The sequence below is a fragment of the Janthinobacterium sp. GW460-12-1-14-LB5 genome, from assembly GCF_059423585.1.
The window spans coordinates 201,863-213,765 of record NZ_JBWKYD010000011.1 but is presented as its reverse complement, the minus strand read 5'-3'; the positions used below and the strand labels follow the sequence as shown (position 1 = coordinate 213,765).

At 59.9% G+C, this 11,903-nt stretch carries 15 protein-coding genes; 3 read left to right on the top strand and 12 right to left on the bottom strand.

The features are described from left to right. Nucleotides 1–38: 38 nt before the first annotated feature. The 11 genes from AC07X6_RS13905 to AC07X6_RS13855 all read right to left on the bottom strand — a co-directional run bounded on the left by AC07X6_RS13905 (nucleotide 39) and on the right by AC07X6_RS13855 (nucleotide 6,636). A complete protein-coding gene (locus tag AC07X6_RS13905; RefSeq protein ID WP_494791348.1) occupies nucleotides 39–530 on the bottom strand; it encodes a hypothetical protein in 492 nt (163 codons plus the stop codon). Nucleotides 531–812: 282 nt separating this feature from the next. Next, nucleotides 813–1,274: a phage virion morphogenesis protein gene (locus tag AC07X6_RS13900; protein WP_494791347.1), complete on the bottom strand. Its 462-nt coding sequence runs from the start codon at nucleotides 1,272–1,274 to the stop codon at nucleotides 813–815. After that, complete coding sequence (locus AC07X6_RS13895; protein ID WP_494791346.1) at nucleotides 1,271–1,759, bottom strand: phage tail protein; 489 nt, start codon at nucleotides 1,757–1,759, stop codon at nucleotides 1,271–1,273. The genes AC07X6_RS13900 and AC07X6_RS13895 overlap by 4 nt, the downstream gene beginning before the upstream one ends. After that, on the bottom strand, nucleotides 1,743–2,255 hold the full coding sequence (locus tag AC07X6_RS13890) for a lysis system i-spanin subunit Rz (protein WP_494791345.1): 513 nt from the start codon (nucleotides 2,253–2,255) through the stop codon (nucleotides 1,743–1,745). The genes AC07X6_RS13895 and AC07X6_RS13890 overlap by 17 nt, the downstream gene beginning before the upstream one ends. Continuing rightward, a complete protein-coding gene (locus tag AC07X6_RS13885) occupies nucleotides 2,252–2,812 on the bottom strand; it encodes a glycoside hydrolase family 108 protein (protein WP_494791344.1) in 561 nt (186 codons plus the stop codon). Before AC07X6_RS13885 ends, AC07X6_RS13890 begins: the two co-directional genes overlap by 4 nt. After that, entirely contained in the window at nucleotides 2,812–3,183 is a 372-nt protein-coding gene (locus AC07X6_RS13880; RefSeq protein ID WP_086144199.1) for a hypothetical protein, read from the bottom strand. The genes AC07X6_RS13885 and AC07X6_RS13880 overlap by 1 nt, the downstream gene beginning before the upstream one ends. Nucleotides 3,184–3,248: 65 nt before the next feature. Beyond that, nucleotides 3,249–3,464: a tail protein X gene (locus AC07X6_RS13875; protein ID WP_494791343.1), complete on the bottom strand. Its 216-nt coding sequence runs from the start codon at nucleotides 3,462–3,464 to the stop codon at nucleotides 3,249–3,251. Further along, entirely contained in the window at nucleotides 3,464–3,967 is a 504-nt protein-coding gene (locus tag AC07X6_RS13870) for a head completion/stabilization protein (protein ID WP_494791342.1), read from the bottom strand. The genes AC07X6_RS13875 and AC07X6_RS13870 overlap by 1 nt, the downstream gene beginning before the upstream one ends. Before the next feature lie 95 nt (nucleotides 3,968–4,062). After that, entirely contained in the window at nucleotides 4,063–4,779 is a 717-nt protein-coding gene (gene gpM, locus AC07X6_RS13865) for a phage terminase small subunit (RefSeq protein ID WP_494791341.1), read from the bottom strand. Further along, nucleotides 4,779–5,798: a phage major capsid protein, P2 family gene (locus AC07X6_RS13860; protein ID WP_494791340.1), complete on the bottom strand. Its 1,020-nt coding sequence runs from the start codon at nucleotides 5,796–5,798 to the stop codon at nucleotides 4,779–4,781. The genes gpM and AC07X6_RS13860 overlap by 1 nt, the downstream gene beginning before the upstream one ends. A 49-nt stretch (nucleotides 5,799–5,847) precedes the next feature. Next, complete coding sequence (locus AC07X6_RS13855) at nucleotides 5,848–6,636, bottom strand: GPO family capsid scaffolding protein (protein WP_494791339.1); 789 nt, start codon at nucleotides 6,634–6,636, stop codon at nucleotides 5,848–5,850. Between the two features lie 136 nt (nucleotides 6,637–6,772). Between AC07X6_RS13855 and AC07X6_RS13850 the strand changes: the two genes are divergently transcribed. From AC07X6_RS13850 to AC07X6_RS13840, 3 genes are read left to right on the top strand one after another with little or no spacing between them, the layout of a single operon-like run. After that, on the top strand, nucleotides 6,773–8,587 hold the full coding sequence (locus tag AC07X6_RS13850; protein ID WP_494791338.1) for a terminase ATPase subunit family protein: 1,815 nt from the start codon (nucleotides 6,773–6,775) through the stop codon (nucleotides 8,585–8,587). Between the two features lie 14 nt (nucleotides 8,588–8,601). Further along, entirely contained in the window at nucleotides 8,602–9,648 is a 1,047-nt protein-coding gene (locus AC07X6_RS13845; protein ID WP_494791352.1) for a phage portal protein, read from the top strand. Further along, entirely contained in the window at nucleotides 9,645–9,860 is a 216-nt protein-coding gene (locus AC07X6_RS13840) for a hypothetical protein (protein ID WP_494791337.1), read from the top strand. Before AC07X6_RS13845 ends, AC07X6_RS13840 begins: the two co-directional genes overlap by 4 nt. 398 nt (nucleotides 9,861–10,258) lie before the next feature. On the opposite strand, the gene AC07X6_RS13835 is transcribed toward AC07X6_RS13840, so the two are convergent. Further along, nucleotides 10,259–11,380 (bottom strand): acyltransferase family protein, encoded by a 1,122-nt coding sequence (locus AC07X6_RS13835; protein WP_494791336.1) that lies wholly within the window; start codon nucleotides 11,378–11,380, stop codon nucleotides 10,259–10,261. Nucleotides 11,381–11,903 lie beyond the last annotated feature (523 nt).

The following is an 11,903-nucleotide window of genomic DNA, read 5'->3' as shown; positions in this document are numbered from 1 at the left end:
GGGGGGGCGGGTTGATATGCGGGTTAGTGACTGTTCAGCTAAAATAATTTAATAGTTAATAAAATGAAAAAAATGGTACCTATGATTGAAATTACCCAAGTGGTCGCTCGAAAAAACGGTTGTCTATTATCTTTATTTAGATTTCGAATTCCGTAATAAATATTTGAAATTGTTACAATGAATAGGGCGAGGCAAAGGGTGGGCAAGAGAAAAGAAGGATTTTTCTTTAAGACTACGGGCGTAGAAATAATGGCGGATAAGAAAATGAGTAGAATGCATGCCCAAACAATTTCTTGGGAACTTTCCGAATATTGATGGGTGGGATTATTTGTGGCATGCTGTTTTTTTCTATATTTTCTTGATTTAAATGCTGTGCGAAGTCCATATGCCCCTGCCCATAATCCTAGAATAATTGAAAAATATCCAAGAATATCGTAAACGTCGTTTTTAAGATAAATGGAAAGGAATATGGGTATTGATATTAATGTGCAAATTGCTCCAATGATTGCGTCGGCTTTGTTTAATTTCATAATATTTCCAATTCAATGATTTTTAAAATTATTTGCTAAATACCCTCCCCCAATAAGTTATTGTTATTTCTGGCTTCTATAATTGGCGCGCTGCGGTGTTGCCCTCCGTTTGCAGTGCCAGCACTGCGTCGCAACGGGCGCCTTGCATTGCATCCACTTTTGTCCGCCATAAATTCACAATAATTTCCTGAGGGTTACTTCGCGTAGATTTTGTTTATTTCCACCAATCAACTTTACCTTATTTTGATGAAATTTCATAAATTATAATTTTCGGTTGTGCGCCTACTGAATATGCTTTAGCAGAGACTCACGTATCAGAGCACAATCTAATAGGTTTAGCCCCAGCAGAGGCCGTTCGGGATACTGATAAAGTACTCCTCCTTTTGCAATGCGTTCTTCTTTGCCAAACTGATGAACTCGTGCTATACGGGCGACTCGCCCCACGAAGCCAACCTCTAAATCATTGCTGGTCGCTGACACTTTCAGAAACTTCATGGTACGAATCTTGGCAAACATTGCTGCCTTCTGCCGCTTGATCCGTCCATTCTTGCCCTTGAATTCCTTGCGTCGCTTGCGCGCGGGGTAGACCGTCCCATCCGGCCCCTGCTGCGCCTTGATGCGTTGCGCCTGGCTGCGGCGCAGGTCGATGGCCACCTTGTGATTGATGGCGCGGCGCTGGGCCGGCTGCAGCTTGGCCAGCAAGGCACCGGCCCAGGATTCCAGCGCGTGCAGGTCGTCACTCATGCTGTCGCCTCGGGCGTGCGCCATTCGGCCAGCAGGGTCTCGCCGTCATACAGCTTCCAGAACTCGTCCGCGTAGGCCGGCATGTGCTGTATCTCGGCCAGGTGCTTGATGTCCAGGCGGCCCGCCTCGCCGGCCTTGACGGCCACGCGCTCGGTCAGGTCCAGCTTGATGGAAATATCGACAGTTTCATGGTTATTAAAATCCACCTCGAAGGCGATGCCGTGCTTGCGCGTTTCTTCGTTGGCCATCAGGTCGAGCTGGTGGACTTTGAGCCAGGCGATCAGGGCCACCATGATGGCGTCGGCGTCGCCCGCGTAATCGGTGACGATCAAGTTGAGCTTGAAACGGTATTCGAAGGAGAGGGAGGCGGTGGCCGACGCCACTACGTTGCCCTCGTCGACGAAGACCAGCAGGCGGTCGGGATCGCGCTGCAGGTCGGGGATGGCGGCGGCCAGGTGCTGGCGCAGGCTATTCGGTTTGTACATGGTAGGTGTCTCGTACGGTGTTGTAGGCGTCGATGCAGGCGTTCAGTTGGCGGGTGGCGTCGTCGCCGTCGCCGGCAATGGCGTCAAGAGCTGCCGCAGTCGCTGCGTCAAGTTCGGCGCGCGCTTGGTGCTGATCGCTTGCGGTAGCGGTGGCATCTGCAGTGGCGGCGCACTGGCCGCTGGCGACGGGGATTGACAGGCGCACAGCGCCGCTGCGCACATCATGGTTAAAACGGTCACGCTCGGTTTTCGCATGGGTTTGATCCTGGGTGAGGTGGTCGGCGCGCTGCGCCAGGGCGGCGCCGGCCGCACGCTCCAGCGTGAGCACGCGGGCGGTGGCCTGGGCCAGTTGCGTGGCGGCGGTGGCTGTTTGGATAGCCGCTGCCCGCTGCAGTGCGGCGATGCCGGCATCCTTGCGCCAGCCCTGCGCCGTCCAGCCCCCGATGGCGCCGAACAGCAGGCAGGCGGCCAGCGGGCGCCAGGTGGTCGTGGTCACATGGCCACCCGTTCCTTGATCCAGCCGAACAGAAAACGGCGCTGGGTCTTGTTGGCCTCGGTGATTTCCAGGTAACGCGCTGCCTGCAGGCCGTTCAGGGCGCGCAGCAGCACAGCGGCGCCATCCTGGCCGCGCCATTGCAGGAAGGCGGCCAGCGCGCCAAGCGACTGCGCGCCCAGGCGGCCATCGACGAACAGGGCGGGGTAGCGCGCGCCCGTGTCGTTAAAACCGTTCAGCCAGCGCTGCAGGAACTCGGCCGCGCGGTGCGGCCCCATGTTCACGCCCGTGTCGATCACTTCGGCGCCGATGCCAGCATGGATGGCCAGCACCTGGTCGAATTTCGGTTCCGTGATGTAGCGGGCCGTGTAGATCGCGTGCGCCACCGACACGGGCAGGTCACGCATCGGCCCCGTGTAGCCGTTGGCGCGCGCCACCGCCACGGTGATGCCGTAATTGGTTTCGCCGCCTTTGTCTGCCGGGTCGTTCACATAGCCACCTTCGGCGCGCAGGATGGCGTCGATGACGCGTGCGATCAGTGGATTGTCCGTGGTGGCCATCAGTGTTCCTTCGCGTCTTTGACCAGCTCGGCGATGTCCTTGTCGCTGCGCCGCTGGAACCACAGGGCCACGGCGCGTGATACCCACCAGCCGGGCGCGCCCACGATCAGATCGATGGCGCTGGCGTTGACCATGGCGCCGATGGAGGGGAGCTGGGCGCACAGCAGTTGATACACGGTGCCGCCCAGCAGGCACGAGAACACGCCCGCGCAGGCGAGGCGGGCGACGAATTCGCCCTTGTTGAAGGTGCCGTCGCTATTTAACGGCGGCAGCACGATGTACAGCATGGCGGCGCCGACCATGCCCAGCGCCGCCTTGAAGCCGTACAGTTTGACCAGGGTGGCGAAACCACCAAACGATTCTGCGGACATTGCTTGATTCTCCGGTGAGAGGGGTGATAGATTTTTCATGAGGGTAAAAATGGTGGATTGCTGCGTTAATCCCATAGCTGCACAAGATCGGCTGCTGCCACCTGGCCCGTGCTGGGCGCCGGCTCGGGCAGGGTGACGACCAGGCCGGCCGGCAGCACGGCGCCGTGGCGCGCCAGCGCGGGATTCAGGGCCAAGGCCTGCTCGACGTATCCCGCGCCGTCGCCCAGGTAGCGCCACACCAGGGCGTCTACCGTGTCGTGCTGCTGCGTGCGCACCTGCATCAGATCAGTTCCACGGTCAGGTGCGTGCGGCCGACGATATCGGCGATGGCCCATTGCGCATTGCGCCGCTGCGCGCCGGGCGCCTCGTCGAGCCACTCCATGCTTTTCTTGTCGCTGACGGAGGTGGCCGTGCTGTCGTAGTCGCGGTAACGCTCGATCAGATCGGCTTTGGCCGTGCTGTAGACGGCGCGCCGGTACTGCGCCAGCAGGCGGGATTCGCGGTTGATGCGCGTGGCCGGCACCTCCGCCAGCGCGGCAATACCGGCCGCGGCCTGCCTGCCCTGCCAGTCGGCCAATTCGCGGTTGACCTGCAGGATGGCATCGACCACGGCTTGCACCAGGCGCGCGTCGGTGACGGTGCCATCCAGGCGCATGGCGTCGCGCATATTGGCGAGGGCAATATCGGGAAACCAGCCGTCGTTCTCGATGACGCCAGGGGCAGGCGTTGGCGCCGCCGGGGGGGCGCCGGACGGGATGGACGGGGGCAGGGCCATGAAGGACATACGGGGCGCTTTCAAAATGGGGCGGTGGACGGGGTTCATCAGGCAGCTGAATTAGCCAGAATCCCCCCGTGCCGCCGTGCTGCGGGGGATGCTCTTTACGTGGAACCGGCCGCGCGCTTGAGGCGCCGCTCCAGCCGTTCCATATCTTTCTTGACGCCGCACGACTCGGACAGGGCGCGCGCGCGTTTCAACTGGGCCATGGCCGCATCCGCCTGCGCCACCAGCGCCGGGGCGATGTCCGTGTCGTCGGCCTGATCGAGCACGGCGATCATGGCCAGGCCGATGGCCTTGTGCAGCTTGGCCCGCGCCTGGTCGGGCGCGTCGCTGGCGGCCGTCAACTGCTCGACGGTGCCCAGCACCTGGGCCGCGTGCTGCGGATCGCTGGCCAGCTTGCCGTGCAAATAGCCCTCGGCGAACTCGTCCAGCATCAGCGTGGCGATGTCGCGGCTGTAGGTGTCGGGCAGGGTGAACTTGTGCGCCAGCGCGTATTCGGCCATGACCAGGGCGCGCTCGTACTCGCCCGTGTCGATGTGCCATACCAGCAGGGTGGCGAAGACGTCATCCTGGGCGCCCTTGCCGCCGGCCAGCACGCCGTCGATCCACTGCGCGTAATCCGGCAGCAAGGTGGCTTTGACCTCGATCTTGCGTTCGACGGACTGGATGGACTTCAGGCGGCGGCGGTCATCGGACAGCTTGTAGAGCATCAGGTCGTAGGCCGTGCCGGTGGTGACGCCCTGCGGCGTGGCGGCGCCGGCCGTGCGCTCGGCCAGCATGCGCGCGCGGTGGCGCAGGGCGGGGGACTGGTTCGCCATCACTTGTCTTTCAGCTCGATGTTTTCCACCAGCGCGGCCAGGCCGAGGTCTTCGATCACGTAGGCGTCATTCGACGACTCGTAGTTCTCGATGCGGTCGCGTTTCGGCACGTCCTCGACGCGGCGGCGGCGCGCACCTTCCTGGAAATAGATCGACAGATTGTCGAAACGGGTAATCAGGATGGCGTTGTCCGGGAAGTAGGGCACGCGCGCCGCCGGCAAGCCGCCGATGCGTTTCTGGCTGATGATGATGTCGGCCGCCAGGGTTTCCGTGGGTGCCTGCTTGGCGTTGACCAATGGAAAATACTTGTCGTTCAACAGCTTGCGTCCGACGATGGCCACCAGATTGGTGTCTTCCTGATACCACGGATCCAGCAGGTTGACGGCATCGGTGACGGCCGCGTCCAGGTTGGCATAGTCGGCGCCGTCCACGTCGCCGATGATGACCTTGCCAGGCATGCCTGTGGCCACCAGGCCCAGCACGCGCTCGGGCGCCAGCTCGCGCAGGTGCTGCAGCCAGCCTTTATTCACGTCCTGCAGCAGCGGATTGGCGTCCAGATCGGTGTCGGCCATGGCTTTCACGCCATTGAATCCGATGACGATGCGGTCGAGCGCCTGGCGCGTCAAAATGGCATTGGCCACGCGCGATTGAAAATCGGGGAACTTGGCCCAGGCGTCCAGCTTGGCATAGTTCAGGTGCGTGTCGAAGTTGGTTTGCTCGCAGCGATACTTGGTGCCGTCCAGGGTGGACAGGTCGCGCGTCTTGCGTTCCTTGTCCTTGGTGTTGGTGCGCCCGGCAATCGGGCCGGACACGCCCAGGCCCAGCTTTTCGCCTTCCTGTTCGGTCACGCCGATGATGTTCACTTTCGACAGGAACTCGCTCGATTCCTGCATTTTCGTTTCCAGCTTTTGCTGCACGCTGGGCGTGACGCTGAAGGTCTTGGCCACGTTGTCCGTGTCGTTCAGTTGGCCCAGGCGGGTTTCGTATTGGCCAAAGACCTGGCGCGTTTGCTTTTTCATAAATCAGTGCTCCGTTGTTGAATGGGGTGTTGGTGGATGGCGCGGGCGCTTAAAACTCGGTCTGCACGGCGCCGTCGTTGCCGGTGGCGGCCGGGCGGCGCGGGCCGTTGCCGGGCGCCTCGTCCATCTGCGCCTTGAAAGCGGCCAGCTCGTCCTGCGTGGCCTTCAAGGCCGTTTCGGTTTTTTCCAGGCGCATCACGGCGTCCGCATAGTTGTCGTTGGCGGTGACGACGTGGCCGGCCAGCGCTTCCACGGCTTCGCTGATGTCGGCGAACTGCGCGGCATCGGTGCCGGATTTATTCGAAAAGCGCGACAGCAGGTTTTTCACGGCGTCGGCCAGCTTGGTGCCCTGCGGCTCGTCAAATTCCAGCGTCACCTCGACGGCCGAAGTAAACAGGTTGGCGCTTTGCTGCTTGCGGCTGGCCGAGAATTTCAGCGCCTCGGTGCCCAGGCTGGCTGGGCTGTCGGTGACGCCCAGGCCGACCAGGTAGGGCTGCGCCGAGTCGGCAAAGTCGGGCTGAATTTCCAGGCTGGTGTACAGCTTCTGTTTCGCCTTGTTGATGGCCACCAGTTCCGGCGTGGGTTCGATCTGCGCGAACAGGGCCAGCTTCTTGCCGCTGTCGGTGTCCACCTCTTCGGCTTTCACCGCGATCACGTCGCCGTAGGCCTTGAACTGGCTGTCGGGCAGGATGCCGCGGATGTGCTCCAGCCAGATGCGCGCGCCGTAGGTTTTCGGGTTGTAGGTGGCGGCGAGCTGCTCGATGGTGGCGCGGTCGATGTTGCGGCCGTCCGTGGTGGCGCCTTCGGTGGCGACGCGGAAGAATTGGGATTTAGGCATGGTGGCGTGTCTCGGTTGATCGGATAACGCCATGGTCAACGTCTTGGCGCTGCGATTCAATGCGGTGCGGGTTGCTATGGGCAATAGCGACTTTTGCCTTTCCCCGCTCCGCGCGCGCGCGGCCTACGCTGGCGGCATGCTGACAATCGAGAAAACAAGCGAACAAACGGTCGATGAAAAAATCGCCGAACTGGCCGTGCCCGAATCCGAGCCGCGCCGTGCCGCGCGCGCCCTGTACTGGAAGGGCTGGCGCATTTCGTCCATCGCCCGCCACCTGGGGATCAAGCGCAGCACCATCAATAGCTGGAAAGAGCGCGACGAGTGGGACAAGGCGCAGGCCATCGAGCACGTCGAGGCGTCGGCCGAGCTGCGCCTGGTCAAACTGATCGAAAAAGAGGTCAAGAGCGGCAGCGATTACAAGGAAATCGACCTGCTGGCGCGCACCATCGTGCAGATGGCGCGCGTACGCCGCTACGAGCAGCCGGGCGGCAACGAGGTCGATCTGAATCCCAAGCTGGCGAACCGCAATGCCGCACCAAAAAAGAAGCCGACTCGCAACGATTTCAGCGAAGAACAGAAAATCCAGCTGCTCGACGCCTTCCAGGACTCGCTCTTCGATTATCAAAAAGTCTGGTATCGCAACGGCGACCAGCGCACGCGCGCCATTTTGAAGTCGCGCCAGATCGGCGCCACCTGGTATTTCGCCCGCGAGGCGCTGGCCGACGCCATGCAGACGGGCCGCAATCAGATTTTCCTGTCCGCCTCTAAAAGCCAGGCGCACGTCTTCAAGCAATACATCGTGCAATTCGCGCGCGAGGCGGCCGGCATCGAGCTGACGGGCGACCCCATCGTGCTGCCGAACGGCGCCCACCTGTATTTCCTGGGTACCAATGCGCGCACGGCGCAGGGCTACCACGGCAATTTCTACTTCGATGAATTCTTCTGGACGCAGAACTTCCAGGAGCTGAACAAGGTGGCCTCGGGCATGGCCATCCACAAGAAATGGCGCAAGACGTATTTCTCCACGCCATCCTCGACCACGCATCAGGCTTACCCGTTCTGGACGGGCGAGCTGTTCAACAAGCGCCGCGCCAAGGCGGACCAGGTGAATATCGACGTGAGCCATGGCCGCCTGTCGTCGGGCTTTACGGGCGAAGACAAGATCTGGCGCCAGATCGTCACCATCCTGGACGCCGAGCGCGGCGGCTGCAATCTGTTCGACATCGACGAGCTGCGCAATTTCGAATACAGCCCCGACCAGTTCGACAACCTGCTGATGTGCAACTTTATTGACGACTCGGCCTCGGTGTTCCCCTTGGGCGATCTGCAGCGCTGCATGGTCGATTCGTGGGTGGACTGGGACGACTACAAGCCGTTGTTGATGGCGCATCGCCCGTTCGGCAACCGGCCCGTGTGGATCGGTTACGACCCGGCCTTGAACGGCGACAGCGCCGGCTGCGTGGTGCTGGCGCCACCCATGACGGCCGGCGGCAAGTTCCGCATCCTGGAGCGCCACCAGTGGCGCGGCAAGGACTTCAAAGACCATGCGGAAGAAATCCGCCTCATGACCCAGCGCTACAACGTCGAATACATCGGCATCGATACCACGGGCATGGGCATCGGCGTTTTCCCCATCGTGCGCATGTTCTTCCCGGCGGTCACGGCCATCAACTACTCGCCCGAAGTCAAAACCCGCATGGTCTTGAAAGCCAAAAACATCATCAGCCGCGCGCGCCTGGAATTTGACGCCGGCTGGACCGACATCGCGCAGTCGTTCATGGCCATCCGCAAGACCCTCACCCCCAGCGGGCGCAACGTCACCTACGTGGCGGGGCGCAGCGATGAAACCGGCCACGCCGATCTGGCGTGGGCCTGCATGCACGCCCTCGATCACGAGCCCTTCGAAGGCACTACTGAAAACAACCAATCTTTCATGGAGATTTATTCTTGAGAAAAGCACGACACATGCGCGCGCGCGGCCAGCAGGCCGGGAGCGCACCATCAACAGCGGCCACGGCGCCGGCCGCCGCCGGCATCGAGGCGTTTTCCTTCGGCGACCCGACGCCCGTGCTCGAACACGCCGATATCCTCGATTGCTTCGAGTGCTGGAAGAACGGCCACTGGTATGAGCCGCCCGTCAACCTGGCCGGCCTGGCCAAGTCCTTCAATGCCGGCGTGCACCACAGCAGCGCCATCCACTTCAAGGCCAACGTGCTGGCGTCCACCCTGATTCCCAGCAAGTACCTGTCGCGGGACGCCTTCAAGCGCATGGCCCTGGACTTCCTGACGTTCGGCAATGCCTACCTGGAAGACCGGCCCAGCCGCAGCGGCAAGGCGCTGGCCTACCAGCATGCGCTGGCCAAGTACATGCGGCGCGGCGTCGATCTGGACACGTATTTCTTCGTGAATGGCTACCAGGCAGTGCACCAGTTCGACAAGGGCCGCGTGTTCCACCTGATGGAACCGGACGTCAACCAGGAGCTGTACGGCGTGCCGCAGTACCTGAGCGCGCTGCAATCGGCTTGGCTCAACGAGGCGGCCACCTTGTTCCGTCGCAAGTATTACAAGAACGGTTCGCACGCTGGTTTCGTGTTCTACATGACCGACGCCGCGGCGAACACGCAGGACGTGGACAATCTGCGCCAGGCCATGCGCGACAGCAAGGGGCCGGGCAACTTCCGCAACCTGTTCATGTACGCGCCGAACGGCAAGAAGGACGGCATCCAGATTCTGCCCGTGTCGGACGTTGCCGCCAAGGACGAGTTTTTCAACATCAAGAGCGTCACGCGCGACGACCAACTGGCCGCGCATCGCGTGCCGCCGCAGCTGATGGGCATCCTGCCGAACAATGCCGGCGGCTTCGGCGCCGTGGAACCGGCCGCGCGCGTCTTCGCGCGTAACGAGCTGGTGCCGCTGCAGGCGCAGTTCATGGCGATCAACGAGTGGGCCGGCGTGGAAGTGGTGAAGTTCGCCCCGTATGACCTGGGCCTGGGCAAGGAGACTGCGCAATGAGTGACCACATCGACAACACGGACAAGATCATCTTCGCCGAGGTGGCGCGCGGACTGGCCGCCGTGCGCGGCCGGCCCGCCCTGGTGGCGCATGGCTGCTGCCACTACTGCGACGAGCCGCTGGCGCCCGGCCTGCCGTTCTGCAACGTCGATTGCCGCGACGACTACGAGAAGGAGCAGGCGGCCAAGGCGCGCGCCGGTCGCGCAGGATGACCGCCACGCCACGCTAACCGGCAGGGCGGGGCCGCGTCAGTCCAGCCGCGCCGAAGCGCCCCAGCCACCGCACAAGCCGCCCACGAGGCGGCTTTTTCACGCCCTGTCGATTTATGTTGCATCAAACGCAAGAAAAAAGCCCATTTCGACCCGGCGCGCGCAGTTGTCCCCCCTCCACACCTGCCCGCTATATAGGGCTCTTTTGACTCAAATTTGCGCCATGGCCGAAGGCGCATGAGGACTGGCGCGGCGGGGCGAAGAGGGGGGCATGCGATTTGACGCATTTTGACGCACTTTGAACGGTTTTTCGTGCGGGTGGTGCGATGGCGTGGGAAGGACGGCTTTCGTGCCATGGTGGGGAATGCAGCGTACCTCTGTTGTATGCCAACACCGTGGAGCTAAATTGCTGCGTGAATGAAAAACGATTTGACCTTGTTTCGATTTTCCACGACCAGGGCTGCTAAACGGGCTATCGCAATAATGCATACCACGCTGCCAACTGCTATGAGGGGGCAAACTAAAACTGATCTTTGCATCCAGGGTTGAACAATGCCAAAAAGAAACAGAAGGATAGGCATGTGGATGATGTAAAGGGTATAGGAATATGGAGCTGCCGAACGAAATATGGTCGTGAATTTGGCACTGCCGACCAGAATGAGTGCAAGAATGGCTGAAAAGCATAAGCCGGTAGCGATATTGTAGAGAACAAGGAAATGCCACGCAGTGCGGGCATCTTCAACAGTCAGCGTCTTTGTCGCAAAGAAAATTGCGGGGAAAAGGAGCACAGTGGCTGCCAGCCACAAATATTTGGCCGGCGGAAGGATTGACCGATTGTGCAAGATGGATACTAGGTAACCAGCCCACCAGACCGGTAGGTAGTAGTAAAACTGATCATTGTTCCATCCGACATAAAGCAACGCAGCTACTACGGGGATAGAAGCCAGTTTCCACCAGCGTTTTGGCCAGGCGACAATTGCGGCCAGCAGGTAGTACCAGACCTCAATAGACAGGCTCCATAAAGCGCCGTTGGAATTTGGCGTATCGGTAAAGAAACCGTTGACCGCAACGGCAGCCCCAAGAAGCTGCATTGGCTCATAGGTGAATTCTTGGCGCGCAAGCGCATGACCGGGCATAGACAGAAATGCGCGGGAGCCGCTCGCAAAGACGAAGGGGGCAATCTGATATAGAAAAATCAACAATGCGATAGATAGCAGGAGCGGCGGCCAGATTCTTATAATCCGATCACCAAGATATTTTTTTAGTGAGAGCGTACCGCTGTTTTTTGCAATATTGCTGCTGATGGATTTCCCGATCAAAAAGCCGCTGAGCACAAAGAAAATCATTACTGAACTTTGAGCCAACAACCCGAGCCATGGCGATAACCTCTCGTAAAACGGGGCTATCAAGACCTGATTGGCATGTCCGATCACGACTGAAATTGCTGCAAGGCCGCGTATGGAATCAAGCTGCGAGGAAATATTTTCGGTTATTTTTGGGAGTCTTGCGACGACGGGGGACATTACCTTTGCTCCATTGCGACTATCTGCCGGTCCGCGATACTACTACAGTCGCGGTTTTCTGCCTTAGGTATGTCCGAGGTAAGAAGTGCTCAAACATTTCAATTTTTGCTTGAATTTTAGTTGGTGCCGCCTTGGCGCGCGCATTCCATGAGCAAAAAAAAGGCTGTCATTTTGTTTTCATTCCCAGGCTAAAACAGCCCAAAAACAACCCAAATAATGACAGCCTTCTTCTTGCTAACTACTTGATTCTAAACAATTCAGTGGTGGAGGCGGCGGGAATCGAACCCGCCTCACCGTGCCAAGTACTCCCACCAAAAAAGTACAGCGTCCGTACGTGTTCCTGCTTAGATGTATCGCGCGTGGGGGGCAGGTGCGCAAAGATTTTTTTGTGCAGATGTTCGTTCGTAGGTAGCATAGTAGGTACGGTTCTTATTTGGCTTGTGGAAAGCCGCATAAATATTAGTCATTTGCATTACACCGCTTCCGCCAGGCAATAAAAAACCGCCTTCGGGCGGTTTTTTAT